The sequence below is a fragment of the Collinsella aerofaciens ATCC 25986 genome, from assembly GCF_964259375.1.
Taxonomy (GTDB): domain Bacteria; phylum Actinomycetota; class Coriobacteriia; order Coriobacteriales; family Coriobacteriaceae; genus Collinsella; species Collinsella aerofaciens_BO.
The window spans coordinates 18,023-44,226 of record NZ_CAXVJM010000004.1 but is presented as its reverse complement, the minus strand read 5'-3'; the positions used below and the strand labels follow the sequence as shown (position 1 = coordinate 44,226).

Below are 26,204 nucleotides of genomic sequence, written 5' to 3'. Positions count from 1 at the left end.
TCCGCTTGCGGGTTATTAATTTACGCGAGTTGTCCTAAAGACGCAAGTACTTTTTTCAAAAAAGTTGCTCAAAGCAAGTTCATGCAGGTAAATAGCGCCAAGCCAAGACCCTAAGCACACGATTCCAATGCCGAGCTAAACAGCTTCACCATCCGAACACGTGTGCCGGCGCCATCTGTACGACGGGCAACTTCCACATTATCGACGAGCATACGCATAAGCTTGATACCGCGTCCGCGTTCCTCGGATGTTACCGGTTCGCTCGCCCCATCGATAGAATAGCCAGCGCCCCGATCAAGCACCTCGAGCACAACACGGTCCCCATAGGCCTGAACCGTCAGGATGCAGCCAACACCGCCCGCATGGTCATATGCGTTACCCAATGCCTCACCCAACGCCAATGCGACGTCATAGCGCTCATCACGCCTCAGGGGAAGCGATTCGAGAAGCTCGGCCACACGATGCCGATAATACGGGAGATTCTCGATGCCTCGCTGCACTTCGACGCTCTTGCTCCATCGCGGCAACTCCCCCACCGGAATGGCGGGAATCGACTCCCGCGCCGGGCCCGCGACATGAAGGATGTCAACAAGTCGGGCAATTTCCAAAAAGCGAACGACCTCATCGGAGGCGTTAACGAGCGAAAGCAGCCCCTCATGCCTCATAAGCTCTCTAGCACGTGTAAGCAAAAACGCCAAACCCGTCGAGTCGATAAAGCCCACGGTCTGGCAATTGATGACAACACGACGCACGCCCCGGTCGATCAAATTATCCAACCGTCGGCGCAGTGCGGGCACCGAGGCGATGTCGATATCGCCCGGTGGCGTCAAAACCGCTATGTCATTCCACTCATTCATACGACCATGGTTCCCCAAAAGAGCTCGCTCGATGCACACGTATCTGCAACCGCGCAGATTTCGCCCGTCAGGCGTCGTGACCTACGATCGACCCCGTAAAAACTCAAGGGAAACCAGCGCGATGTCATCGTCCAGCGCCGACTCGGTAAAGCGGTCAAGCTCGCCCAAGACCTTGCCGCAGATTCCCGATACGCCCTCACCCGAGACAGAGAGCAGAAGGTCGCGAAGGCGTTGTTCGCCAAAGAAAGCACCCGAGCGATCACGTGCTTCGATTGTTCCGTCGGTATACATAAATAGCATGTCACCAGGAGCGAATGTAAACACGCCCGTCTCGTAGACCATGCTCTCAAAGGCACCGATCACGCCCGATTGGCACCCAAGGAGCTCCACTTCTCCCCCGCAGGTCTCGCCGCCGCCACGCGGCGTCGACGACAGCCTAATGACCATAGTGGGAGGATGTCCCGCAGAGCAATAAGTAGCGCGGCCCGCTTTAAGATCGATCTTGGCGATAAACGCCGTCACAAACGTCTCGACCCTCGAAAAGCCCATGAGCATGCTATTGAGCGAGCGTGCCATACGGGCAGGCCCCGCACCCTCCCAGGCATAGGCCGTCAGCGCCGTCTTGACGAGTGCGGACATGGATGCCGCCTCGATGCCCTTGCCGGACACATCGCCCAGGATCATGACGGCGCAGTCGTCGGGAAGACGGATGAGCGTATAGAAGTCACCGCCGACCAACGCAGAATTCGTTGCCGATAGGTATACCGAATCGGTTGCAATGCCCGGAACGTCACCAAGCGAATTTCTCATGCCAATCTGAAGCGTCTGAGCGATATGACGCTCCTCGCGTTTTTGAGACTCGCCTTCATAGATCAGTTCAAAGTCATGCGCCAGATGCACCAGGTAGTCGTATTCAAGGTCGTCAATTGGTTCTTGGCTGCCATCGCGGAGTAGCAAAGCGCGCCTCGTCGGCCCCTTGGCGATATCAGCGGGAACAATCGCATCGTTGCTTCGTTTGCCATCCGCTTCCGAGTGGTAGCGCCCCGCTTCGATGCCGGAGTCGACATAAAGCCCCTGACACGGTAGGCCGTGGGCCCTCAACCATGAACCCATAGACGTGGATTCGTCCACACGTGTAAGGCGCACGTGCTTGAGGTCGTCAGCGCTCGTCCCGCCCAACACCGATGTCTCAAACCCGTCGGGGGCTGCCCCCAGGCGCGCTGCTGGCGCCGTGACAGAAAAGAAGAGTGACTCCGGATCGTCCGGCAGCGCCACACGACTGCCGCCCTCAAAATCGATGACATAGGTTTCGAGGCCCGCATCATACTCCACGGGGCAGAAATGACAATTGAGCACCGTGCAGATTTCCGTCGACACCGCTCGCGAGGCGGCAACGGGATCATCGAGATAGGTAAACAGTTCGTCGCGCAGCAAATTGAGCGAGCGGCCGAGCTCCGCCGTGCGGCGCGAACGTAAGCTCGACGCCATGCCGACCAGCTGAATAGACAGGTAATCGCAGATGACCTCGAGCACGTTCACGTCATAGGCAAGTGGCGCCTGGGGGCGTTTCCAGCCAACTTCCAACACGCCAAGGACCTGCGTGCCGTAAAACACGGGAAGACAGATCTCGCTGCGATACGGGGGCATATCCTGCACGCGCAGCAAGTGCTTGGAACGATTGTCCAAATCCATGAACATACCCGAAGCAACCCGGTCGCCCTCAAGGTCCTGCTGAATCGACAGGCGACAGGCACGCGACTCGCGAAGCACGTAGGTCGGAATGCCCGCGCCGTACGGCATAAACTCGGGCAGATAGCTATCCTCAAGCTCCCTAGAAACACCGCGGAGCTTAAAGCCGCCGCTCTCGGAAAAATAGATAGCCGCACCGGAGGCATCGAGCGTTCCAACGAGCTGATTCAAAACGGTATCGAGCAAGCTGGGGAGCTCATCGGAGCCCACGGTACTCATAATGACCGAAAGGGTACCCGAAAGGCGTTTATTCGCCACCCTAAGCTCCGATAGCGCACGTTTGAGCTGACGATCGTGGGAATACTGCTCTTCGATGCTGTGAAGCGCCACCAGGACACGCGGTGCACGACGTCCAAAGATACGCGGAGGCGTAACGGAACCCGCGCGAACCAAGACGGGAATAAAAGATCCGTCGCTCAGTTTGAGCATCAGCTCGCTCTCGGAGCCATCGGTCTCAAACGGCAGACGATGTTCGGTCGCGCGCTCAAAGGCAGACGAGTACAGAACGTCTTTGACATCACCGCCGATGACGTCAGCGCGATCCTCGCACATCAGGTCGAGCAAACGGTTATTCACATGCAGAATGGTTCCGTCGAGCTCACAGATGATGACAGCATCGCTCGTGATCTCGACCAGTTGGGCAACGTCTGCCCACTCGTTGCGCTCAAGCGTTTCCATCGTGGACCTCACCGTCTATCGGTAACAAAAAAGCCTCCGAAGAGGCTTCTCAAATGCGATGGTGTCGGAGGCGGGACTTGAACCCGCATGACCAAAAAGCGGTCACTAGCACCTCAAGCTAGCGCGTCTGCCAATTCCGCCACTCCGACATGCTATGTTGTTGATTCGCGGTTCGTTTTGTTGGACCCGCGCGTTCAACGAGGAAGATAATAACCTATGATTCGAGAACTGTGCAAGCACTTTTTTGAAAAAAGTTTACGAATTTGTAAATGAGCAGGTAGATCTATATGTCCGGTCCCGAATCGGTGTTGCCTCCCGGCGCGTCCTCGGGCATGAGCGATATTTTGCTACGCACTTCGTGCTGCAAAATATCGCTCCCCCTGCGGAATGCGCCGGGAGGCAACACCGATTCGGGACCTGCAAATACGTACTTCAGGCACAGTTCTCAAACATGTTCTGAGGGCTGATACAAATTTAGCGGCTCGGCTTTGCCGAGCCCTTATATAAGGAGGCCGGAGCTAAAGCTCCGGCCTCGCTATCTTTCCCATTAGATTAAGTGAGCGATCAAGGAATCGCCCCCCCCTGCAGCGGTAACGCAGGGCCCGTGCTGGACTTAGTTTTCAGAACATTCCGCAGACCAGGAAACCCCCTTATCCGCAGCTCCGAAGGAGCAGGATAAGGGGGTTTCCATGGTCGAGGACGTTCTGAAAACTAAGTCCAGCACGGGCCCGGACGAAAACAACCGACTACAGGTCGATGTGCGATTCCTTAATCGGGAACGGCTCGGCGAAGTGGCACGCGCAGCAGTGGCCCGGGGCAACTTCCTTAAACTCAGGAAGCTTCTCGGAGCAGATACCCTGAGCGATCGGGCAGCGCGTGTGGAAACGGCAGCCGGTCGGCGGATCCAGCGGTGACGGCGGATCGCCGGCGAGGATGATGCGCTTGCGGGTCTTCTGGATATCAGGATCGGGCACCGGCACGGCAGACAGCAGCGACTGCGTGTACGGGTGGTGCGGCTCACTGTAGAGCGTCTTCCAGTCCGAAACCTCGACCATCTTGCCCAGGTACATAACGGCAACGCGATCGGAGATGTGCTGCACGACGGACAGGTCGTGGGCGATAAACAGATATGCGGTACCGAACTTGTCCTGGAGCTCCTTAAGAAGGTTCAGAACCTGGGCCTGAATGGATACGTCAAGTGCAGAGACAGGCTCGTCGCAGATAATCAGCTTGGGCTTCAGAGCGAACGCGCGGGCGATGCCGACACGCTGGCGCTGGCCGCCCGAGAACTCGTGCGGATAACGGTTGATGTGCTCGGGATTCAGACCGACGACGTCCAGCAGCTCGCGGACGCGCTCGATACGCTCCTCCTTGGTACCCACGCCATGAATGGTCATGGGCTCGGAGACGATCTCGCCGATGGTCATACGGGGATTGAGCGAAGCATAGGGATCCTGGAAGATGAACTGCATCTCGCGACGCATGTCCTTGATCTCATGCTTGCTCATCTCGGCAACGTCTTTACCCTGGAAGAACACCTTACCGGCGGTCGGCTTGGTCAGGCGCATGATGGTGCGACCCGTCGTGGACTTACCGCAACCAGACTCACCAACCAGACCAAAGGTCTCGCCCGGATAAATCTCGAACGAAATGTCATTTACTGCAGAGACAACACGCTTGGAGAAGCGCTTGGCGAACATGCCGGACTCAGCGGGGAACTCCTTAGAGAGGTGCTCGACCTTCAGCAGCGGAGTACGCTCGTTGGTATCTGCCATTACGCCTCGCCTCCCTTCTTGGAATCCTTGCGCGTACGGGACGTCTCAGGAGCGTTCTTGAGGAACTCGGGGTCACCGGAGTAGTGGCACGCAGAGTAATGACCAGACTCGGTGACAACGCGCTCGGGGCGCTGCTTGCGGCACTTGTCCGTCGCATAGGGACAACGAGGAGAGAAGACGCAGCCCTCAGGCAGGTTCATGAGCGAAGGCGGGTTGCCGTGAATCGGCGTAAGCGGCTTCTTCTCTTCGATGGCCTGCTCCGGGATGGAGCGGATAAGGCCCCAGGTGTAGGGGTGGCGACTCTCGTAGAAGATTTCCTCAGCAGTACCGAACTCGACGGGACGGCCGGCGTACATAACCATGATCTTATCAGCCATATCGGCAACGACGCCCAGGTCATGGGTAATCATGATGATGGCGTTGCCGTTCTTCTCCTGCATTTCCTGCATGAGCTCGATAATCTGAGCCTGAATGGTAACGTCCAGAGCCGTCGTGGGCTCGTCGGCAATCAGGATATCGGGATCGCAGGCAAGAGCCATAGCGATCATGACGCGCTGACGCATACCGCCGGAGAACTGGTGCGGATACTCATTGACGCGCTTCTCGGGCTCGGGGATACCCACGAGGTCCAAAAGCTCGGTAGCGCGCTTGAGCGCCTCCTGCTTGGAGTAGCCACGGTGCAGACGAAGGCCCTCGCCCACCTGCTTGCCGATCTTATAGACCGGGTTCAAGGAGGTCATAGGATCCTGGAAGATCATCGCGATGTCGTTGCCGCGAATGTGCTGCATCTCCTCCTCGGTCATCTCGAGGATAGAACGACCGCGATAGCGAACGTCGCCGCCCTCGATCTTTCCCGGAGGCATCGAGATAAGACCCATGATGGTCATGGCGGTCACGGACTTACCGGAGCCGGACTCACCGACGACGCCCAGGGTCTCGCCGCGATCGAGCGTGTAGGAGACACCGTCGACAGCGCGAACAACGCCGTCCTCGGTGTGGAAATACATCTTAAGGTCATCGACCTCGAGCAGATGCTGGCCCTCGGGAACAGGCTGGTCCTTCAGGTCCACATAGTTCTTGTTCTTCTTCATCCTTATGCGTCCTTCATCTTGACGTCGAGGGCGTCGCGCAGACCGTCACCCAGCAGGGTGAAGGCGAGCACCGTCGAGAGAATTGCCAGACCGGGCATGATCATCATCCAGGGAGCGGTCAGAAGATACTGCTGACCGTCCTGAATCATGGAGCCCCACGAAGGCGTAGGCGGAATAACGCCCATGCCGAGGAAGGACAGAGCGGACTCGGTCAGAATGGCGCCACCAATGTTCATGGTCGCGTAGACCACGATGGAGGCGACGGAGTTCGGGAAGATGTGACGCACGACGATACGAGCATCAGATGCACCCATCGCGCGCGCGGCGTCAACATAGTCGTTTTCCTTGACCGTCAAGATTGCAGAGCGGAAGACGCGCGCAATCGAAGGCCAACCGAGAATACCGATGGCGATAAAGACGTTCTGAAGACCACGGCCGATAACGGCGATCATGGCGACAACGAACAGCACGTACGGGAACGCCAGGAAGATATCCGCACAGCGCATGATGATCGTATCCCAGATGCCGCCATAGAAACCGGCCAGAGCGCCCATGACCAGACCGATCAGCGTGGAGATGGCGGTGGCCATAATGCCGACGGACAGCGAAACGCGTGCGCCGTAGATAACGCGGACGAGAATGTCACGGCCAAGGGCGTCGGTGCCAAACGGGTGCTCTGCACACGGAGCCAGCAGCGACGTCTCGGCCATGGTGGTCGAGTCGGAAGCCGTCGGCGAACCGAGCCAGGGCTTCGCCCACAGATCGGCAGTCAGCGCAACCAAAACGACGATGATGATCCAGCAGACACCGATAACGGCGAGCTTGTTCTTACGAAGACGCTTAAAAGCGTCGCCCCACAGCGTGCGGGACTTGGCGGGAGCAGATGCGGCCTTGGTGGCGGTAGCCTGCTCCTGAGACTGAGAATCAGTTTCCTGCATGAGACGTACCTCCCTTAGGCCTTATCCGACGGACCGCCAAGGCGGATGCGCGGGTCGAGGAATGCATAGCTAATGTCGACGAGCAGGTTGATCACCATGACGACGACGACAATGAGCGTAACGCCGCCCATAACGATGGGCCAGTCACGCATGCTAATGGCGCGATAGACCTCATAGCCGATACCGGGCCAGTTAAAGACCGTCTCGGTCAGGATGGCGCCCGAAAGCATGCCACCAAAGTCGACACCAATATAGGTAACGACGGGGATGAGTGCATTCTTAAGCGCATGCTTGACGATGATCGCGCGATTGGAGAGACCCTTCGCCTTTGCCGTACGGATGTAATCCTGGTTCATGACGTCAAGCAGCTGCGAGCGCATAATGCGGGCAGCATAAGCGGTCGAAACCGAAGCCAGCGTAATGGTCGGAAGCACATAGTGCATCCAATCCTGATACTGAGAGCTGGAACCGCCGGCACCCGAGATCGGCATGGAGATTGCACCGCCCGTGGCGTCCTTGAGGATGACGCCAAAGAACAGCTGCAGCAACATACCGAGCCAGAAGGCCGGGACCGCAACGAGGATCGACGTGGTGAGCGTTACCAAAATATCCCAGAAGGAATAACGCTTTACCGCCGAAATGATACCCGCACCGATACCCATAATTGCCTCGAGCACGATGGCGCACGCGGCAAGTTTGACCGTATACGGATACTTCTGGGCAAAGATATCCGTAACCGGCAGCTTGCGCTGATACGAATTGCCCAGATCGCCATGAAGCAGGCCGTTCATGTAATACAAGTAACGGTCCACGAGCGACGTTTGAACGGGGTCGCCGTTCTCGTCAAGGATCGCGTTGCCGTCCTCGTCCGTCTGGACCAGGTGATAGCGAACGCGAAGCTGAAGCTCCACCTCGGGGGACAGAGCCTTGTCTCCACCGATCAGCTTGATCGGATCTCCCGGCACGATATTCTGGAGGGCGAACAGAATCAGCGTAACGCCCAAAAACACCGGGATGAACTGAAGCACACGTTTAACGATGTACTTACCCATACCACTCCCCTATCTAGGGATTAACCTAAATGGGATGCCGATCGCCAGACCGGCATCCCAAAATTACCATCAGCCAGTTTACCCCAGGTTAGGGAGAACTGTATGTTTCCCATGAGGTCTACGTAAATACTTGACCCTCACGGAAGCTGCAAACTCTTAGGCGAGCTCAGCGGTACCCAGATCGGCGTGCTTCTGCGGATCGACATAGAGGTGCTTGATGCGATCGGAGCCGGCGATGGTGTGCGTGTAGAACATAATCGGGATGACCGGGCAGTCGGCAGCGACCATTGCATCGGCCTCCTGCATCTTAGCGACGCGCTCCTCGTCGTCAACAATAGTACGAGCCTCGTCGACCTTGGCGTCGAACTCGGGGTTGTTGTAACCGGAGCGGTTGTCGCCACCGAGGGAGTCGGAGTGGAACAGCGGATACAGGAAGTTGTCCATGATCGGGTAGTCGGCAATCCAACCCAGACGACCGAACTGATAGTTAAAGTTCTGATACTGCTCGAGCAGGGCAGACCACTCAGGGGTATCGGAGACAGCGGTAACGCCAACCTTGGCGAGGTCGCCGATGATGGACTCCATGATCTCCTTGTGACCGCCGTCCTGGTTGTAGGACAGGGTCACGCTAATGCCACGATCCCCGTTAGCGCCAGCGGGAGCAACCTTGTCGAGGTACTCGTTAGCCTTGTCGACATCGTAGGCGCAGAACTCCCATGCGCCCTCCTTGTAGCCATCGATGCCCGGAGGAACAATGCCGTCGGCAGGGGTACGGGTACCCTTGAAGATGGTCTTGCAGATGGCCTCACGGTTAATGGCCAGGGAGATGCCCCTACGCAGGTCGGCGTTGTTGAACGGCTCGGCCGTGGTGTTGCAGGTCAGATAGTACGTGGAAGGCTCGGCGCCGAGCAGCATGCGCTCGCCGTCACCCATGGTGTAGCCGTCCTTGGACACGCCGCGATCCTTCTTGGCGGCATCGATCTGAGCGACGGGAACGTCGCAGACATCGAGGTTACCGGCCTGGAACTCCTTGTAAGCGGTCTCCATGTCCTTGATGACCTGGAAGTGGATGCCATCGATCTTGGCCTTGTCGCCATAGTAATCGTCGAACTTCTTGACGTTGATCTCCTGGCCATCCTCCCACTTGCCGTCCATCATGAACGGGCCGTTACCGACCGGGGCAAGATAGAAGCTCTTGACATCGGACTCGGCGCACTCGGGAACCGGGGCCAGAGCCGGATGAGAGGCGACGAAGGGGAAGTCAGCGTAAGCGGAAGACAGCTTGACGACGAGGGTCTCATCGTCGGGGCAAGTAACACCGCTGAGCTCGGTAGCGTTACCGGCAAGCAGGTCGTCATAACCCTCGACCATGGAAAGGTGATAGGAGACCTCGGAAGGACCGTACTCGGTAGCGATGGCCGACTTGGTGTTGACCAGACGCTCCCAACCGAGCTTGAAGGACTTGGAGGTAACGTCGTCACCGTTGTGGAACTTGGCCTTCTTGATCTTGAAGGTAAACTCGGTGGCGTCGTCGTTGGACTCAAAGGACTCGCAAGCCAGCGGAACGATCTCGCCCTTCTCGGCGTCGTAAGAGGTCAGAGCGTCAAAGAGCTGGTACTCGACCTGAGTGCCCTGGTCCTCCTGGACATTGTAGGGGTCGATGCAGACCGGGTTGTTGATGTAGAAGTTCAGCGTCGAACCGGACTCAGAACCGGAAGCGTCGCCACCCTTCTTGCCACATGCGGCAAGAAAAGCCATGGAGCTCGCAGCAAGGGTGCCGCCAACAAAGGCGCGACGACCCATAACGGGCTGGTGGAACATAGAATCAGCCATGCCATCCTCCTTATGAGATAGGACAAAGAAATGTTCAGTCGGACACATGTCGAAACAATCCGATCCGAACCATCAAAACGCCGCCCGCTGCTATGGCTGGTTATGCACAACGGACCAACGTTTTGCAATACAGTAGCGCATTTTATACACAATTTGGGGCTAATTCCGGTTAACGGTCGAGAATTTCTTTAGTTGGGCGAAGTATGTGGGGATATTTTGACTCTGTTACAAATATGTAAACAAAAAGGGTCCCGCACTTACGGGACCCTTTTTGAATATTTATGCGGCTCGTGCTTAGTAGCCGACGATGCCCTGCGGGAAGAAGAACATGCACAGCACGACGCACACGGCAAACACGACAGCCATGATGACGGTCAGGCGGTCGAGGTTCTGCTCCATGACGCCCGTGGCAGAGCTGGAGTTATACAGCGAGCTAGCGATCATATCCGAAACGCCGGTGCCCTTACCGGAATGCATCAGGACGAGAATCGTCAGCGCCACGGCAGAGACAGCCCAAACGACAAACAGAAGAATCTGGAACGGACCCATAGATAAGCTCCTTAATAGAACAATTCAAACTCCAGTACTGTACCACAACCCCCAACGCCCCCCCACCCGCCATTTGGGGACGGGGCAGAAATGGCAGAAACACCAAAAGGGGGTTGTCCGATTGTGGACAACCCCCTTACTAGAAAACGGTACTTGTTTTCTCTTATGCCTCGGTGGCGAGCACGCGGCCCGTCATCTCGGCGGAAGGCTCAATACCAGCCATGGTGAGCATGGTCGGAGCGATATCGGAAAGACGGCCGTCCTCGATACCGGTGAGCTGTGCCTTATCATCAACGATGATGAACGGCACGCGGTTGGTGGTGTGGGCCGTAAACGGATGCTTGGAACCGTCGGAAGCAACGTCAAACATGTGATCGGCGTTGCCATGGTCGGCGGTAATCAGCGCAAAGCCGCCCTTAGCGAGAATCGCCGGGACAACCTTGGACAGAGCATCGTCAACAGCCTCGACGGCCTTAACGGCGGCGTCGAAGACACCAGTGTGACCAACCATGTCGCAGTTCGCGAAGTTCACGATGTAGAAATCAGCGCGATCCTCGTTAATAGCGGCGACGAGCTTCTCGGTAACCTCGGGAGCGCTCATCTCGGGCTGCAGATCGTAGGTAGCGACCTTGGGGGAAGCGACGAGCACGCGCTCCTCGCCCTCCTTGGGCTCCTCGATGCCGCCGTTGAGGAAGAACGTCACGTGGGCGTACTTCTCGGTCTCGGCGGTGTGCAGCTGCTTCAGGCCATTGGCGGCGATAACGTCGGCCAGGACGTTCTCGGGGAACGTCTTGGGGAAGGCGACCTCGACGTCAAACGTCGGATCGTACTCGGTCATCGTCACAAAGTGCGAAAGCTTAATCTGCTCGCGCTCAAAGCCGTCGAACTCCTTGTCCGTGAACACGCGGGTCATCTGACGAGCGCGATCGGGACGGAAGTTGAAGAAGATGGCCGCGTCGCCCTCGTGGATGCCCTCGTTGTGGGCAGCGAAGGGCTCGACGAACTCGTCGCCGCGCGGATCCTTCTCGTAGTAGGCCTTGATACCGGCAACGGGGTCGGTATCGGCATCGGACGCGTTGACCATGACGTCGTAGGCGCGCTGGATGCGCTCCCAACGATTATCGCGGTCCATGGCCCAATAACGGCCCGAGACGGTGGCAACGCGAGCGTCGCAACCGGTCTCCTCGGAGATCTTGGCCAGGAAGGCGCAGAACTCACTCATGTAGCCGGCACCGGACTGCGGGTCAACGTCGCGGCCATCCATGAAGGCGTGGACGCGAACGGTCTTGACGCCATGCTCGGCAGCCATCTTGACCAGAGCCTCGACGTGGTTCATGTGAGAATGAACACCGCCAGGGCTCATAAGGCCCATGAGGTGGAGAGTCTTGCCGTCAGCCTTGACGTCGTCCATAGCCTTGACGAAGACCTCGTTCTTGGCGATGGAGCCATCCTTGATGGCGTTGTTGATGCGCGAAAGCTCCTGGAACACGATGCGGCCGGCACCGATGTTGAGGTGACCCACCTCGGAGTTGCCCATCTGGCCGTCGGGAAGGCCCACGTCCTCGCCCGAAGCACCGAGCGTGGTGTGAGGATACTTCTCGTACAGGCTATCAAGGAAGGGCGTCTTGGCAGCGGCGACGGCGTTCTCGCCATCGGCCGGAGCAAGGCCGCAGCCATCCATGATGATCAGGAGTGCAGGAAGATGACGCTGTGCCATATGTCCTACTCGCCTGCCTTGACGACCATAGAGGCGAAGTCGGCAGCCTTGAGCGAAGCGCCGCCCACGAGGGCGCCGTCAACGTCGGGCTTGGCGACGAGCTCGGCGATGTTGCCGGGCTTGGCAGAGCCACCATAGAGAACGCGGATGCCATTAGCGAGCTCCTCGCCGAACATCTCCTTGAGGGTCTCACGGATAGCGCCGCAGACCTCCTGAGCGTCCTCGGCGGTAGCGGTCTTGCCGGTGCCGATGGCCCAGATAGGCTCGTAGGCCACGACGACCTGCTTGGGGCAGGTGATCTCAAGACCAGCAAGGCCAGCCTTGACCTGGTTCACGACGTGCTCGACATAGGTGCCAGCCTCGCGGACCTCAAGGGACTCGCCGCAGCAGAAGACGGGAACAAGACCTGCGGCAACGAGGGCCTTGGCCTTCATGTTCTGATCCTCGTCGGTCTCGTGGAAGTAGTCGCGACGCTCAGAGTGACCGATGATGCAGTAGGTGCAGCCAGCGGACTTGAGCATGTCGCAAGAGGACTCACCGGTGAAGGCACCCTTGGCCTCCCAGTACACGTTCTGTGCACCGAGGGCGATGGGGGCAGCCTGAATGCGGTCATGAACCGTGGTGATGTCGATGGTCGGAGGGCAGACGAGCACCTCGACGCCAGCCGGAACCTCGGGCAGAGCCTGAGCCAGCTCGTCGGCGAGCTTGGCGGCCTCGGCGACGTCGTTGTTCATCTTCCAGTTACCAGCGATAAGAAGGGTGCGATTAGGCATCGAGAAGCGCCTCCACTCCGGGCAGGGCCTTACCCTCGACGAGCTCCATGGAAGCGCCACCACCGGTGGAGATCCAGCTCATCTTGTCGGCCAGGTTGAACTTGTTGACAGCTGCGACGGAGTCGCCACCGCCGATAATCGAGGTGCAATCGGCCTCGGCGACAGCCTCGGCGATAGCCTGGGTGCCGTGAGCGAAGTTGTCGAACTCGAAGACGCCCATGGGGCCATTCCAGAACACGGTCTTGGCGCCCTTGACAGCCTCGGCGTAGAGCTCCTCGGTCTTAGGACCGATGTCCATGCCCTCACGATCGTCGGGGATAGCGTCGGAAGCGACAACCTCGGGGACAGCGTCCTCGCCAAAGTGATCGGCAACGCGGTTGTCGATGGGGAGCAGGATCTTGACGCCCTTCTCCTCGGCCTTCTTAAGCATCTCGCCGGCGCGCTCGACCCAGTCCTCTTCCTTGAGGGACTGACCGACGGACAGGCCCTGAGCCAGGAAGAAGGTGTAGGCCATGCCGCCACCGATGATCAGGGTGTCAGCGGAGTCGATGAGGTGATCGAGAACGCCGATCTTGGAGGAAACCTTGGAACCGCCGACGATGGCGACGAAGGGGCGCTCGGGCTCGGCGAAGATGCCGGTCAGCGTGTCGACCTCCTTCTCGAGCAGGAAGCCAGCGACGGCAGGCAGGTAAGCGGCGGGGCCCACGACGGAACCCTGGGCGCGGTGAGCGGTGCCGAAGGCATCGAGAACGAAGACGTCACCATAGGAAGCGAGCTTCTTGGCGATCTCGGGATCGTTCTTCTTCTCACGCTTATCGAAGCGGACGTTCTCGAGAACGAGAACCTTGCCCGGCTCGACGGCGGCGACAGCCTCGGCAGCCTTCTCGCCGTAAGTGTCGGCGACAAAGGCAACGTCGAGACCAGAGAGCTCGGCGAGCTTCTTGGCGACAGGCTCAAGGGAGAGCTCAGGCTGGAAGCCAGTGCCCTCGGGACGGCCGAGGTGGCTCATGAGGATGACGCGAGCGTTGTGCTCAACGAGATAGTTGATGGTGGGCAGGGCAGCCTTGATACGGGTGGTGTCGCCAACGACGCCATCCTTGATAGGCACGTTGAAGTCAACGCGGACGAGAACGCGCTTGCCGTCGACATCGATGTCGCGGACGGTCTTCTTGGTAAAGGCCATGTTTGCTTCTACCTTTCGTACGTGTCTGCCTCCCATTACGGCAGACGATTTCCTATAAAAAGGGCGCGACCCTAGGGTGTAAGCCCTATAAGGCCGCGCCCTTCTTTAGACGCTCAACGAGCTATTCGCTAAAAGCTAAATTAAGCAACGAACTTCTCGAAGTACTTGATGGTGCGGACCATCTGAGAGGTGTAAGAGTTCTCGTTGTCGTACCAAGAGGTGACCTGAACGAGGGTCTGGCCGTTGCCGAGGTCAGAGCACATGGTCTGAGTGGCGTCGAAGATGGAGCCGTGGGTCTCGCCGATGATGTCGGTGGAGACGATGTCGTCCTCGTTGTAACCGAAGGTCTCGGAGATGGTGGCAGCGTAGGCCTTCATAGCGGCGTTAACCTCGTCGACGGTGACCTTCTTGTCAACGACAGCGTAGAGGTTGGTGATGGAGCCGGTCGGCGTCGGGACGCGCTGGGCGGCACCGATGAGCTTACCGTTGAGCTCGGGGAGAACCAGGCCGATAGCCTTGGCAGCACCGGTGGTGTTGGGGACGATGTTGACGGCGCAGGCGCGGCTACGACGCTTGTTGCCCTTGCGCTGCGGGCCGTCGAGCGGCATCTGGTCGCCAGTCCAGGCGTGAATGGTGGTCATGATGCCGGACACGATGGGAGCGAAGTCGTTCAGACCCTTGGCCATCGGGGCGAGGCAGTTGGTGGTGCAGGAAGCAGCGGAGATGATGTTGTCCTCAGCGGTCAGCGTCTCATGGTTGACGTTGTACACGATGGTGGGCAGATCGCTGCCGGCCGGAGCGGAGATGACGACCTTCTTGGCGCCAGCGTTGATGTGGGCCTGAGCCTTAGCCTTGCTGGTGTAGAAGCCGGTGCACTCGAGAACGACGTCGACGTCGAGGTCGCCCCAAGGCAGGTTGTTGGCGTCGGCCTCCTTGTAGATCTTGATCTCCTTGCCGTCAACGGTGATGGAATCCTCGCCAGCAACGACCTCGTGATCGCGAGCGTAGTTGCCCTGCGTGGAGTCGTACTTCAGCAGGTAAGCGAGCATATCGGGAGAGGTGAGGTCGTTGATAGCGACGATCTCGGAGCCCTCATGACCGAACATCTGACGGAAAGCCAGACGACCGATGCGACCGAAGCCGTTAATAGCAACCTTTACTGCCATTGTGTCTCCTTTCGTAAGGCCCCCGCGAGCTACAGCGCCCGCCGTTGAGGCCCACAAACTAACCACTCGCCTAATATACCTTTTTTTTGACTTGAATTTCACGAGAATGCTCGAAATTGAAAATCAAATTTACGTTAAAACGTTTTAAAGAGTAAAACAGCAGTTCAATCCCTATATAAGCAGTTTCGCTCAACTACCTGTTTGCTTCAATGAGCTTTTCAAGCCTCAAAACTCGATGGTAGAGGGCCGACTTCGACAAGGGAGGGTCAGCCATCTCCCCCAGATCGCGCAGCGACAGATCGGGATAGCGCTCGCGCAGGTCGCAAAAGACTGCCAAGGCGTCCGGAAGCGTGTCGCGCAAACCCCGCTGTTCGAGCTCATCGATCAACGCAAGCTGATGCTGGGCGGCACCCGCACTTCTGGTCTGATTGGCCAGTTCGGCATTCACGCGACGGTTTACGTCGTTCTTAACCAATTTGACCGCGCGCGCTTCCTCGATCTCGGCAACGCTGCGCTTGGCGCCAATCAGCTTTAGGAGCTGCTCGATCTCCTCGGCGCTCTTAATGTAGACAGCAAAGGATCCGCGCCGCGCGTTAACGCGCGCATGGACCCCAATCTGCTCCAATAAATCGCAAAGTCCCCGGGCATACTGCTCGCCCTGCACCGCGATCTCCAAATGAAAGTCGCCGCGGGGATCGGCCACGAAACCGCCGGCGATGAGCGCGCCGCGGATGTAGGCAAGCCTGCAGCAGGGACGGGCAACGATGTGCCGGGGAACACCGGCGACGAGCCCTCCCCTGCGGTCGAGAATGCCCAGCAGCACCAGAGCCTTGTCCAGGTCGGGTTGATCGGGCAGGGTAATGAGATAGTTACGGACCTTATGCAAGACCGATTTACGAACGGTGAATTCCGTTTTGAGCTTAAGGATGCGATGCGTCAGCGTGATCATCGTGCGCGCGACGGCACCCGTCTCGGTCGCGACCGTCAAACGATACCGCCCGGAGCCGGCCAGCGAAAGTGTACCGCTCACACGCGTCAGGGCGGCAAGCGTCGACAAATCGCAGTATTCACATTCGGGTTCGCAGCGCGCGAGCTCGTCACGCACCTCGGCGGTAAACGACATGCAGGCCTATGCTTTCGTGTTGGCGCGCGACAGGTCGCGATGGGAAATGCTCACATGATATTGGGCACCTTCTAAATAACGTGCCGTGGCCTCGGCGATGGCAACGCTGCGGTGTTGACCGCCCGTGCAGCCGATGGCAATAGAAAGCTGTGGCTTGCCCTCCGCGATATAGCCAGGCATGACCGTATCGAGCAGCTGCGTCCAGGCCTTCCAGAACTCCTGGGTCTTGGGATGGTCCAGAACAAAGTCGGAGACTTTCTTATCGAGACCGGTCATGGTGCGCATCTCGGGATCGTAGAACGGATTGGGCAGGAAGCGGACGTCGATCATAATGTCCGCCTCGACGGGCATGCCGTGCTTAAAGCCAAACGAGAACACGTGAACGTCCATGAGCTGCTGGTCGGACAGCTCGGAGAACGCCATGCGCAATTTGTTGCGCAGGGCAGAGGTGCGCAGGCGGCTCGTGTCGATGATCATATCGGCTCGATCGCGCACGCCCTGCAGCTGCAGGCGCTCGCGCTGAATCGCATCGGCCGTAGTCTCCCCCGGCTTGGCAATGGGGTGGCGGCGGCGGTTTTCGCTATAACGACGGATCAGCACCTCGTCAGAGGCCTCGAGAAACACGATGTCACAGCTCATCTCGCGCTCCTCGAGCGCGGCAACGGCATCGAGCAGCTCATCGAACAAGCCCTGGCTGCGCAGGTCGCAGGTGACGGCAAGATGCCTGCCCACGCCCGTATTGATGCCGACGAGTTCGGCAAGCTGGGCGATCAGACGCGGAGGCAAGTTGTCGATGCAAAAGTAGCCCATGTCCTCGAACACATGCATGGCCTGCGTTCGGCCCGATCCGGACATTCCGGTGATGATGACGATATCGGGGATGCGCTCCGAGCGCTCCGCCGCATCCATGGCATCTCCCTTTTGCATGTGTGCCTCCTAAAACAAGCGCGGGACCCGGCCAGCGGATCCCGCGCGATCAATTGCCTTTATTGAGTATACCGCCCCAAGCGGATACGAGGCCTGTCTTACGCCTCAAGCGCAGCCTTGAACCAACTTGTAATACTCGTGGGGTGCGTGATGGCGGTGCCGACGACAACGGCCCAGGCGCCCGCATCAATCGCGGCGCGGGCCTCCTCGGGCGTGTGCACGCGGCCCTCGCAGATGATGGGAAGACCGGGGAATTCCTCGGTCGCCTGACGCAGGAGCGGCAGATCGGGGCCATCGGCCATGGTGCAGTCGATGGCGGCGACACCATGAGAAAGCGTAGTGGATACCAGGTCAAAGCCCATATCAACCGCACGGCGAATGTCCTCGATGGTGGCACAGTCGGCCATCAGGAGCACGCCCTCCTCGTGCAGCGGACGGAAGGTGTCCTCGACGGTCTTGCCATCGGGACGTGGGCGATCAGTGGCATCAATTGCCACGATGTCGGCACCGGCGGCAACGCAGGCGCGAGCGTGACGCAGCGTCGGCGTGATGTAGACGCCCTCGTGACCATCCTTCCACAAGCCGATGACGGGGACCTCGCAGCGGCCCTTAATGGCGGCAATGTCGGCAAGGCCCTGGCAGCGAATGGCGGCGGCGCCGCCGAGCTCGCAAGCGCGAGACATTTGAGCCATGGTCTCGGGCGTGCGAAGCGGCTCGCCCATATACGCCTGAACGCTCACGACGAGCTTGCCCTTCAGGGATTGAATCAAAGGATCGACGGTCATGTTCGACTCAACCTTTCTAAAAACAGCCTTCTGAGACACCGCACCTTGACGTTCAAACCGTCGCTCACGTACCGAAGTACGCTTCGCTCCTCTTTCACGTCAATCCGCGGCACCTCAGAAGGCGCACTTGGTAGTTATGTTTACTTCAAAGATGCAAGAAGGTGTTCGGCGGCACCGATGAGCGGAGCATCGCCCTCCAGAGAACCGATGAGGATCGGCGTGTCCTGAAGCGGATCGAGCGCCTGGCTGGCATAGCCCTCGTGCACCGAATCCTTCCACGTCTGTGAACGCCAATCGGGACCTTGGTGAATCACGCCGCCCGAGAGCACGATGACCTCAGGGTCCAGGATGTTAGCGAGCGAGCCCAAGCTGGCACCCAGCGCAAAGCCGGCGTCATGGATGACCTCGGTCGCCTTTGCGTCGCCCGCACGGCACAGGTCGTTCACATCGCGACCGACCGAAGGACGGCTGGGGTCGACGCGACCAAAGCGCTCATCGTACATACGACCAATGGAAGTGCCCGAAGCAACCGACTCTAGATGGCCGGAACGCCCGCAGGCGCAAGGAATGCCGGCGGCAGCCGAGCACTCGATGTGGCCCATATGGCCGGCAGCACCATGGAAGCCCTGCATCACGCGGCCGTTCTCGACATATGCGCCGCCGATGCCCGTGCCGATGCCCAAACACAAGACGGAGAACTTGCCCTTGCCGACGCCCCAGTGGGCCTCGCCCAGAGCATGAGCCTGCACGTCGCCCACAACGGCAACGGGAAGACCAAGGTCCTCGCGCAGACGCGGCCCCAACTGAACGCCGGACCAGCCGGGCATGATCTCGTTGGCATACGCGATAGCGCCCGTCTTGGGATCGACGACGCCGGCGGCACCGATACCGACACCGAGGACCTCGACATCGGGATTCGCCTCAAGAGCGGCCTTGATGGACGCCTCGATACGCTGGAAGACGGCCTCGCCGCCCTCCTGGGCCTCGGTAGGAACCTCGGCCTCAAAAACGGGATGGGGCACGCTGCCGTCAGCCGGGTACTCCATAATGGCGGTCGCGATCTTAGTTCCGCCGATATCGACAGAGCAGACGTACTTGTTCTCCATGTCGTTCTCCTTAGGAGATAAAAACAACTACAGGAAATGAAGGCGGTGTTATCGCCGCAGCATGATAAAGGTTTCCCAGGTGCCCGAGGTTGGGGTGAAAGTGGTGGGGCGTTGACCTAATGGGTCACGCCCGACCACTTGAGCCCCAAGATCGGGTGCCTGGGGAAGCTTTACAGGAGACCGTTGTCCTGGAGGACCTTCTTAATCGCCTCGACGTTCTCGCCGGTCATGGCCTTCACCGGGCGCGGCATGGTCGGGCTGTCGAAGATACCCATGAGGTTCATAGCGGTCTTGAAGGCGCCGACGCCACCGGCATAGCCCTGGACGCCCGAGGTGACATCCCAGATGTGCGAAATCTCATTGAGGCGATCCTGCTCGGCCTTGACGGTAGCCCAGTCGCCGGCCTGAGCGGCCTTCCACTGACGCACGTAGCCCTCGGGCTCAACGTTGGCGAGACCCGGGACGGAACCGTCGGCGCCGCCGAGGTAAGCACCGTCGACGACGACCTCGTGACCGGTGAGGATGCTCATCGGGTGGCCGTTCTTCTCGTTCTCCTGAACGAGGTAGCGGAACGAGATGTCATCGCCCGAGGAATCCTTGACGCCGGCCAGGACGCCCTCGGCGCCGAGCTTAGCAAGGAGCTTCCAGGGGAGCTTGGTGTGGACGCACACGGGGATGTCGTAGGCGAAGATGGGCAGGTCGAGTTCCTCGTGCAGGATGCGGAAGTGCTCCTCGACCTCGGTCATGCCCTGCAGGGCATAGAACGGGCAGGTGGCGACAAGCGCATCGGCGCCCAGCTCCTGAGCGACCTTACCATGCTCGATCATGCGCTCGGTCTCGGTATCGATGATGCCGACCAGAACGGGAACGCGGTGGTCGACGATGCGCACGGCCTCGGCGACAATCTGGCGGCGGCGCTCGTCGGTGGAGAAGACGACCTCGCCCGAGGAGCCCAGGAAGAACAGGCCATCGACGCCGGCATCGATCATGCGGTTGATGCTGCGCTCAAAGGAGGCAACATCAAGCTGGTGGTCTTCGGTATCGGGAACAACGACGGGAGGGATAACGCCGGTGAATTTCTGAGTTGCCACAAGAATCTCCTTAGTTGTCTGGCGGGCGGCCCTATGCCACCCACTCTTGTTGGCAGTGTCCAGGCCGTCTAGGCCAAAGAACACGGGTAGAACGTTTGGTTCAAGAAGTCGACGACTTCGTTTTCGAACGCATTGATGCGCTCGTGAGCGTATTTGGCATAGATGATATGCCTCCGGTCACACTCAAGACCGTTGAATACGGCGAACTGGCCCTTGGGATCGCTCACGGCATCCATGAGCGATGTGCCCATGAGCGCCGATCCGCGCACCCGAGACGACAGAGCCTCGAGGCCACCGGGGATTGGATTGGCAACCGCCGTGCAGGCAAGGCCCCGCTCGTCCAGAGCGGAAACCGCCAGCGCGACGCCGCCGCCAAGGCCCTCGCCCCACGCAAAAATGCGATCGGAGTCCACGCCGTCAAGATTGCGCGCGACCTTCGCCAACGCGCAGCCCCAACGGACGCGCTCGACAAAAGCGGGCGAAGCAATCCCCCGCTGCAGGTCGTCCGTACCAGCAACACCGTCGTCCAGTGCAAGCACGGCATATCCCATGGCGGCAAATCTCGTCATGTGATGCCAGCCGCGCACAGGCCGATCGATGTCGTGGAACATCAGGCACAGCGGCACGCGCTCAGATACTCGGGCACGACCAACAGGCTCAATCAAACGAGCGTGGACCGCATGGTCACCGAGCTCAAAGGAAACCTCCGAGTAACGGGCGCAGGGGTTAACAAAGTCAATCGCCGTAATGGCCAGGCCTTGAATCTCAAGATTCGATGCGCATGTCTCTAAATCAGAAATATCTGCTTGGACATCACCGTGCCAGTCCCGATATTCTGCGAGCCTTGACGAAACCGTTCCAGGAATTCCCACGAGCCCGGGGACTATCAGCTCGTCAACATTGCTCTCGCACTTAGACATGAGCCTCCCCTCCCTCGCAGAAAAACGAAATGATCAGATCATCAAAGTCCTGAATCTCCTCGTGGCCAAAACCTTCAAAGAACTCATGACGCTTTTCACAGGTCAGGTTGTTGTAGACCGCAAACTGCGTCGCCGGCGGACAGACGATATCGGCTGTGCCCGTGCCAAACAGAACGGGGCATTTGACCATGGGGGCAAAGTTCTTGGAATCGAAGTACGCCAGTTTGGCATAGGCTTCCTCGATACGAGTCGAGTCCTCGTCAAACCAACGCGACCAATAGCGCAGACCCTCGTAGGCAATATCGTCGGCGTCCAGATCCCAAACCAGGCGGAAGTCCGATAAGAAGGGATAGAGGATGGCCGCGCGATTGATAAGCTCGCTGTTAAGCGCGCAGGTCGCAATACCCAAACCGCCACCCTGCGATGCGCCGTTCACATACACGCGGGTAAGATCGATGCCCTCGAGCTCGCGAACGATACGGCACAGAATGCGGATATCCTGGTGCAAGCGGATATAGTAGAGGTTGGCCGGGTCGCCGTCGATACCGGCGACGATATGGCCCGCGACCGTCGTGCCCTCAAATCCACCAATATCCTCGGAGGGGCCACCCTGGCCGGGGCAGTCGAGGGCGATGAGCGCCATGCCCATGCCCGCAAACGACGCCTGCTCAAACCAGCTGCGGCTCGCACCCGGATATCCATGGAACTGAAGCACCAGCGGCATGGGCTCCTCCGAGACCGGCTTGAGGTACTTGGCATGCAGGCGTGCACCACACATGCCGGTATACCAGAGGTCGAAAAACCGACAGGTCGCGGAATCCGCAACCGAAGCCGCCTCGATCGCGTAGTCGAGCTCGACGGCGTCCGCCTCGGCCATGCGGTCCTTCCAAAAGAGATCGAAATCCGATGGACGGGGCATAGCGCCTCGATATTCACCAAATTGCTGTTGTAGCTCTTGAGCACTTGGCATGGCTCGTGAACCCAACCTTTCGAAATCGCAACGGAGGTGGGCCCGGCAAGGGAACCGGGCGCACGGGAGGGAAAGCGAGACTACTCGCCGAGCTTGGGATGCAGCAGCGACGGCGCAGCGCCGAGCAGCATCTTGGTGTAGGGGTCCTGAGGGTGCTGGAAGACCTGCTTGGCCTCGCCCTGCTCGACGATCTTGCCGCCATTCATAACGATGATGTCGTCAGAGATATAGCGGACCGTCTGGATGTCATGGCTGATGAACACCATGGCCAGGCCGAGCTCCTTCTTAAGGTCGGTCAGCAGGTTCAGAATCTGCGCGCGGACCGAAACGTCCAGAGCCGAGGTGGGCTCGTCGGCGATGATGGCATCGGGGTTCAGCGACAGGGCACGGGCAATTGCGACGCGCTGGCGCTGGCCGCCCGAAAGCTGGCCGGGAAGAACCTCGGCGGCGGAGCTGGGCAGACCGGTGAGCTCCAAGAGCTCCTTGACGCGCTTCTCCTGCTCGGCCTCGGTACCCAGGTTGTGGACGCGCATGGGGTCGAGCAGTTGCTCGCGAACGACCATGCGGGGGTTGAGCGCCGTGGCCGGGTTCTGGAACACGACCGAGATGACGCGACCCATGTGGCGACGGTCCTCGGCGGTACGTTTAGTAACGTCCTTGCCCTTAAAGTAGACCTTGCCACTCGTGGGGGCCTGCAGACCGCACATGACGTTGGCGGTGGTGGACTTTCCGCAACCGGACTCGCCGACGATGCCGATGGTCTGTCCGGGCATGAGCTTAATCGTTACACCCTGGACGGCGTGAACCAGGTTGGGGTGCAGAATCGAGCCGGTACGGGTCCTAAAGGTGACGTGGACGTCATCAAGGAAGATGATCGGCTCGACGCCGTTGACTGCGGTCTCGCTCATCTACATCACCTCCGCGTGAGGGGTCAAACCATTTGCCTTGAGCACCTCATCGGGGAGCTCGGAATAGAAGTGCTCGGTGCCGGGCACGCGCTTGAAGACCGGACGGGTGTCCAGGCCAATGCGCGGATGGCTCGAGCGAGGTGCGAAGCGATCGCCCTTGGGGAAATCGCGCGGGCTCGGAACGGCGCCAGGCACCTGGTGCAGGCGGCCCGAACCGCTCTCGATGGACAGGACGGAACCCAGAAGACCGCGAGTGTACTCGTGGATCGGGTTGGTGAGCAGCTCCTTGGTGGGCGCCTGCTCGATAACCTGGCCGGCGTACATAACCGTGATGTTATGAGCGACCTCGGCGACCAGTGCCAGGTCGTGCGAAACGAAGATCATGGCAAAGCCGAGCTTGGCCTGAAGGTCGTTAAGCAGCTTGATGACCTGCTTCTGGACGGTAACGTCCAGAGCGGTCGTGGGCTCGTCGCAGATGACCAGCTTGGGGTCGCGGGTAAGGGCCATAGCGATCAGAACGCGCTGACGCTGACCACCGGAAAGCTCATGCGGATAGCTCTCGAGCGTACGCTTGGGGTCGAGGCCCACGAGCTCCAGGAGCTCCTCGGCGCTTCGGGTGCCGCCGCGCTTGGTGAGCTGCTTCATCTGGGCGGAAATGAGCATGGAGGGGTTGAGCGAGGACAGGGCGTCCTGATAGACCATGGCGATATCGGTACCGCGCAGGCCGAACCACTCCTTCTTGCTCATCTTGAGCAGGTCGCGGCCCTCCCAGAGAACCTCGCCGGAGAGATGCTCGTCATCGTCGGTCAGGCCCATGATGGCCAGCGTGGTGATGGACTTACCGCAGCCGGACTCACCGACCAGGCCCATGGTCTGGCCGGGACGGACATCAAAGTTGACGTGGTCGACGACGTTGATATCACCGTGGTGCTCAAACTGGATGCAGAAATCGCGGACCGAAAGGATCGGCTCAACGGACTCATCGGGCACATGGCGGTCGTTACGCTTGAGCTCGACATCGCGCAGGGCGCCAAGACGGGCGGACAGGGACTGAGCCTGCTCCTTGTAAGCGCGAACGGGGTCGGAGACCAGCAGGTCGGCCTCGCGGCGCTTGGAGGAGTCGGTCGGATCCAGGGCGGCGGAGGGAGCAGCGGCCATGGCGTCGGTAATGCCCTCGGAGAGGATGTTGAGCGCCAGGCAGGTGATCATGATGGCCAGGCCCGGGAACAGTGCCTGCCACCAACGGCCAGCGAGCACGCCGCCGCGGGCGTCGGCGAGGATGTTGCCCCAGGTAGCGGTGGGCTCCTGGATACCAGCGCCGATAAAGGTCAGCGAGGCCTCGAAGATGATGGCGTCGGCGACCAGGGTAACGGTGAAGACCATGATCGGGGCGATGCAGTTACGCAGAACATGCTTGATCAAAATCCACGGAGCCTTGGCGCCGGAAACGATGACCGCGCGGACATAGTCCTCGCCGTACTCGGACACGATGTTGGCGCGCACGATACGGGCAATCTGCGGAGTGTACATAAAGCCGATGGCGAAGATGATCGACGGCACGGAATTGCCCAGGATGGAGACGAAGACGGCAGCGAGGGCGATGCCCGGGATGGACATGATGATGTCCAGGATGCGCATGATCGCCTCGGAAACGGACTTGCGCGAAACCGCCGCGAGGGCGCCCACGACCGAGCCGCAGACCAGAGCCATGGCAGTAGCACCGAAGCCGATGATCAGCGAGTAACGGCCACCGTAAAGCATACGCGACAGGATGTCGCGGCCCTTATCGTCGGTACCGAAGATAAATCCATTGCCGGGAGCCTGGCGAGCAGTGAAAATCTCGACCGGGCTATAGGGGGCAAGAAGGGGCGCCAGAATCGCGGTCAGGGCGACCAGTGCCAGCACGACGGCGGCAATCTTAGAAGACAGCGTCATCTTCTTCCAGCCACCGAGCTTGAGCCCCTTGGAGGCAGCTTTCTCGAGCTGCTCGGTTTGCTTCTCTCGAATCTTTACCATAATCTACACCGTCCTGATGCGCGGGTTGATGAGCAGGTAGAGCATGTCAACCACGATGTTGATGATGATGAAGGCAAGAGCAACGACGATGACGACGCCCTGAACCAGGTTCGCCTCGTTGCCCTGAACGCCCTGCAGAATCGCAGTACCCATGCCGGGGAGGTTGAAGATGACCTCGATGACGACGGCGCCGCCCATAAGGTAACCGATCTTAAGACCGAGGGTGGTGACCGGGGTGATCAGCGCGTTGCGCAAAACGTTGATGCCGACGACGACCTTCTCGGGAACGCCGGCGCCACGGGCCATGCGGACATAGTCCTTATCGAGCTCCTCGACCATGGCCGTACGCACGATACGAGTCATCTGACCCGTCAGCGGGAATGCCAGAGCGATAGCGGGCATGATCATACGTCCCAGATAGCCAGCCGGGTTGGTGGTGAAGTGAGGCAGAGCACCGGACGCCGGGAGCACCTTAAGGTAGGAAGAGAACAGCAGAATCAACAGAACGGCAAGCCAGAACGACGGGGTTGCCAAGCCGGCGATGGAAAAGACGCGGATCACTTGGTCCGGCCATTTATCGCGATACAGTGCCGCGATGACGCCGAGCAAAAACGAGACGACCGCGCCGATGGCAAGACCGATGAAGGTCAGCTGCATCGTGACGGGCAGGGCCGTGGAGATGCGCTTGGCAACGGAGTTGCGAGCAGCACCATAGGTGCCCATGTCACCATGGATCAAATCGCCCATGTAGCGCACGTAGCGCACGGGCCAGGGGTCGTCCAGACCATACTTCTCATGGTACTCGGCAACCGCCTCGGGCGAGGCACCGTCACCCAACGCCGTATAGGCGGGGTCGGTCTTGGAGAACGACATAAGGAAGAACACCAGGACGGTGACGCCCAATGCCATAATCGGCAGCGCCACGAGACGCCTTCCAATCAAACGTAGAAAGTTGTTCACGTTCTCTCCCCTTTCTTTTGTCGGTAGGACCAACTGG

22 protein-coding genes and 1 tRNA gene are annotated in these 26,204 nt (G+C 59.4%); all 23 read right to left on the bottom strand.

The genetic code is table 11. From position 1 onward, the window contains the following. Window positions 1-110: 110 nt before the first annotated feature. The gene (locus tag ACEXKH_RS02580; RefSeq protein WP_022094395.1) at window positions 111-857 is read right to left on the bottom strand and encodes an anti-sigma factor antagonist; all 747 of its coding nucleotides are present in this window, start codon (window positions 855-857) and stop codon (window positions 111-113) included. Window positions 858-938: 81 nt separating this feature from the next. After that, the gene (locus tag ACEXKH_RS02575; RefSeq protein WP_373572969.1) at window positions 939-3,284 is read right to left on the bottom strand and encodes a SpoIIE family protein phosphatase; all 2,346 of its coding nucleotides are present in this window, start codon (window positions 3,282-3,284) and stop codon (window positions 939-941) included. A gap of 59 nt (window positions 3,285-3,343) precedes the next feature. Then, window positions 3,344-3,433 (bottom strand) — tRNA-Leu (locus tag ACEXKH_RS02570). A 597-nt stretch (window positions 3,434-4,030) separates the two neighbouring features. After that, on the bottom strand, window positions 4,031-5,059 hold the full coding sequence (locus tag ACEXKH_RS02565) for an ABC transporter ATP-binding protein (protein ID WP_022094888.1): 1,029 nt from the start codon (window positions 5,057-5,059) through the stop codon (window positions 4,031-4,033). Continuing rightward, window positions 5,059-6,150, bottom strand: coding sequence for an ABC transporter ATP-binding protein (locus ACEXKH_RS02560; protein ID WP_022094887.1), 1,092 nt, complete (start codon window positions 6,148-6,150; stop codon window positions 5,059-5,061). The genes ACEXKH_RS02565 and ACEXKH_RS02560 overlap by 1 nt, the downstream gene beginning before the upstream one ends. A gap of 2 nt (window positions 6,151-6,152) precedes the next feature. Then, a complete protein-coding gene (locus ACEXKH_RS02555; protein WP_117770484.1) occupies window positions 6,153-7,088 on the bottom strand; it encodes an ABC transporter permease in 936 nt (311 codons plus the stop codon). Between the two features lie 14 nt (window positions 7,089-7,102). After that, the gene (locus ACEXKH_RS02550; RefSeq protein ID WP_161144843.1) at window positions 7,103-8,140 is read right to left on the bottom strand and encodes an ABC transporter permease; all 1,038 of its coding nucleotides are present in this window, start codon (window positions 8,138-8,140) and stop codon (window positions 7,103-7,105) included. A gap of 156 nt (window positions 8,141-8,296) precedes the next feature. Beyond that, window positions 8,297-9,973, bottom strand: coding sequence for a peptide ABC transporter substrate-binding protein (locus tag ACEXKH_RS02545; protein ID WP_225093366.1), 1,677 nt, complete (start codon window positions 9,971-9,973; stop codon window positions 8,297-8,299). A 294-nt stretch (window positions 9,974-10,267) separates the two neighbouring features. Then, a complete protein-coding gene (gene secG / locus ACEXKH_RS02540; RefSeq protein ID WP_006236144.1) occupies window positions 10,268-10,522 on the bottom strand; it encodes a preprotein translocase subunit SecG in 255 nt (84 codons plus the stop codon). A 163-nt stretch (window positions 10,523-10,685) separates the two neighbouring features. Beyond that, complete coding sequence (gene gpmI, locus ACEXKH_RS02535; protein WP_373572968.1) at window positions 10,686-12,239, bottom strand: 2,3-bisphosphoglycerate-independent phosphoglycerate mutase; 1,554 nt, start codon at window positions 12,237-12,239, stop codon at window positions 10,686-10,688. 5 nt (window positions 12,240-12,244) lie between these two features. Further along, the gene (gene tpiA / locus ACEXKH_RS02530) at window positions 12,245-13,012 is read right to left on the bottom strand and encodes a triose-phosphate isomerase (protein WP_161144841.1); all 768 of its coding nucleotides are present in this window, start codon (window positions 13,010-13,012) and stop codon (window positions 12,245-12,247) included. Beyond that, window positions 13,005-14,195 (bottom strand): phosphoglycerate kinase, encoded by a 1,191-nt coding sequence (locus ACEXKH_RS02525; protein WP_006236149.1) that lies wholly within the window; start codon window positions 14,193-14,195, stop codon window positions 13,005-13,007. Before ACEXKH_RS02525 ends, tpiA begins: the two co-directional genes overlap by 8 nt. Before the next feature lie 140 nt (window positions 14,196-14,335). Beyond that, window positions 14,336-15,361 (bottom strand): type I glyceraldehyde-3-phosphate dehydrogenase, encoded by a 1,026-nt coding sequence (gene gap, locus ACEXKH_RS02520; RefSeq protein ID WP_022094880.1) that lies wholly within the window; start codon window positions 15,359-15,361, stop codon window positions 14,336-14,338. A 193-nt stretch (window positions 15,362-15,554) separates the two neighbouring features. Further along, on the bottom strand, window positions 15,555-16,484 hold the full coding sequence (gene whiA / locus ACEXKH_RS02515) for a DNA-binding protein WhiA (protein WP_138375021.1): 930 nt from the start codon (window positions 16,482-16,484) through the stop codon (window positions 15,555-15,557). Between the two features lie 6 nt (window positions 16,485-16,490). Further along, window positions 16,491-17,411, bottom strand: coding sequence for an RNase adapter RapZ (rapZ, locus tag ACEXKH_RS02510; RefSeq protein WP_022094878.1), 921 nt, complete (start codon window positions 17,409-17,411; stop codon window positions 16,491-16,493). 98 nt (window positions 17,412-17,509) lie between these two features. Then, window positions 17,510-18,196, bottom strand: coding sequence for an N-acetylmannosamine-6-phosphate 2-epimerase (locus ACEXKH_RS02505; protein ID WP_022094877.1), 687 nt, complete (start codon window positions 18,194-18,196; stop codon window positions 17,510-17,512). A gap of 140 nt (window positions 18,197-18,336) precedes the next feature. After that, window positions 18,337-19,302: an ROK family protein gene (locus ACEXKH_RS02500; RefSeq protein WP_022094876.1), complete on the bottom strand. Its 966-nt coding sequence runs from the start codon at window positions 19,300-19,302 to the stop codon at window positions 18,337-18,339. 170 nt (window positions 19,303-19,472) lie between these two features. Continuing rightward, window positions 19,473-20,393 (bottom strand): dihydrodipicolinate synthase family protein, encoded by a 921-nt coding sequence (locus ACEXKH_RS02495; RefSeq protein ID WP_138375023.1) that lies wholly within the window; start codon window positions 20,391-20,393, stop codon window positions 19,473-19,475. A gap of 68 nt (window positions 20,394-20,461) precedes the next feature. Beyond that, window positions 20,462-21,313 (bottom strand): acetylxylan esterase, encoded by an 852-nt coding sequence (locus tag ACEXKH_RS02490; protein ID WP_373572967.1) that lies wholly within the window; start codon window positions 21,311-21,313, stop codon window positions 20,462-20,464. Further along, complete coding sequence (locus tag ACEXKH_RS02485) at window positions 21,306-22,283, bottom strand: acetylxylan esterase (RefSeq protein ID WP_373572966.1); 978 nt, start codon at window positions 22,281-22,283, stop codon at window positions 21,306-21,308. Before ACEXKH_RS02485 ends, ACEXKH_RS02490 begins: the two co-directional genes overlap by 8 nt. 80 nt (window positions 22,284-22,363) lie before the next feature. Beyond that, on the bottom strand, window positions 22,364-23,191 hold the full coding sequence (locus tag ACEXKH_RS02480; RefSeq protein WP_006236159.1) for an ABC transporter ATP-binding protein: 828 nt from the start codon (window positions 23,189-23,191) through the stop codon (window positions 22,364-22,366). After that, a complete protein-coding gene (locus ACEXKH_RS02475) occupies window positions 23,192-25,207 on the bottom strand; it encodes a dipeptide/oligopeptide/nickel ABC transporter permease/ATP-binding protein (RefSeq protein ID WP_117848733.1) in 2,016 nt (671 codons plus the stop codon). A gap of 3 nt (window positions 25,208-25,210) precedes the next feature. After that, complete coding sequence (locus ACEXKH_RS02470) at window positions 25,211-26,167, bottom strand: ABC transporter permease (protein ID WP_022094871.1); 957 nt, start codon at window positions 26,165-26,167, stop codon at window positions 25,211-25,213. Window positions 26,168-26,204 lie beyond the last annotated feature (37 nt).

Coding starts and splice junctions, on each gene's coding strand:
- ACEXKH_RS02580 (WP_022094395.1), bottom strand. CDS start 857: ATGAATGAGTGGAATGACATAGCGGTTTTGACGCCACCGGGCGATATC.
- ACEXKH_RS02575 (WP_373572969.1), bottom strand. CDS start 3,284: ATGGAAACGCTTGAGCGCAACGAGTGGGCAGACGTTGCCCAACTGGTC.
- ACEXKH_RS02565 (WP_022094888.1), bottom strand. CDS start 5,059: ATGGCAGATACCAACGAGCGTACTCCGCTGCTGAAGGTCGAGCACCTC.
- ACEXKH_RS02560 (WP_022094887.1), bottom strand. CDS start 6,150: ATGAAGAAGAACAAGAACTATGTGGACCTGAAGGACCAGCCTGTTCCC.
- ACEXKH_RS02555 (WP_117770484.1), bottom strand. CDS start 7,088: ATGCAGGAAACTGATTCTCAGTCTCAGGAGCAGGCTACCGCCACCAAG.
- ACEXKH_RS02550 (WP_161144843.1), bottom strand. CDS start 8,140: ATGGGTAAGTACATCGTTAAACGTGTGCTTCAGTTCATCCCGGTGTTT.
- ACEXKH_RS02545 (WP_225093366.1), bottom strand. CDS start 9,973: ATGGCTGATTCTATGTTCCACCAGCCCGTTATGGGTCGTCGCGCCTTT.
- secG (WP_006236144.1), bottom strand. CDS start 10,522: ATGGGTCCGTTCCAGATTCTTCTGTTTGTCGTTTGGGCTGTCTCTGCC.
- gpmI (WP_373572968.1), bottom strand. CDS start 12,239: ATGGCACAGCGTCATCTTCCTGCACTCCTGATCATCATGGATGGCTGC.
- tpiA (WP_161144841.1), bottom strand. CDS start 13,012: ATGCCTAATCGCACCCTTCTTATCGCTGGTAACTGGAAGATGAACAAC.
- ACEXKH_RS02525 (WP_006236149.1), bottom strand. CDS start 14,195: ATGGCCTTTACCAAGAAGACCGTCCGCGACATCGATGTCGACGGCAAG.
- gap (WP_022094880.1), bottom strand. CDS start 15,361: ATGGCAGTAAAGGTTGCTATTAACGGCTTCGGTCGCATCGGTCGTCTG.
- whiA (WP_138375021.1), bottom strand. CDS start 16,484: ATGTCGTTTACCGCCGAGGTGCGTGACGAGCTCGCGCGCTGCGAACCC.
- rapZ (WP_022094878.1), bottom strand. CDS start 17,411: ATGCAAAAGGGAGATGCCATGGATGCGGCGGAGCGCTCGGAGCGCATC.
- ACEXKH_RS02505 (WP_022094877.1), bottom strand. CDS start 18,196: ATGACCGTCGATCCTTTGATTCAATCCCTGAAGGGCAAGCTCGTCGTG.
- ACEXKH_RS02500 (WP_022094876.1), bottom strand. CDS start 19,302: ATGGAGAACAAGTACGTCTGCTCTGTCGATATCGGCGGAACTAAGATC.
- ACEXKH_RS02490 (WP_373572967.1), bottom strand. CDS start 21,313: ATGTCTAAGTGCGAGAGCAATGTTGACGAGCTGATAGTCCCCGGGCTC.
- ACEXKH_RS02485 (WP_373572966.1), bottom strand. CDS start 22,283: ATGCCAAGTGCTCAAGAGCTACAACAGCAATTTGGTGAATATCGAGGC.
- ACEXKH_RS02480 (WP_006236159.1), bottom strand. CDS start 23,191: ATGAGCGAGACCGCAGTCAACGGCGTCGAGCCGATCATCTTCCTTGAT.
- ACEXKH_RS02475 (WP_117848733.1), bottom strand. CDS start 25,207: ATGGTAAAGATTCGAGAGAAGCAAACCGAGCAGCTCGAGAAAGCTGCC.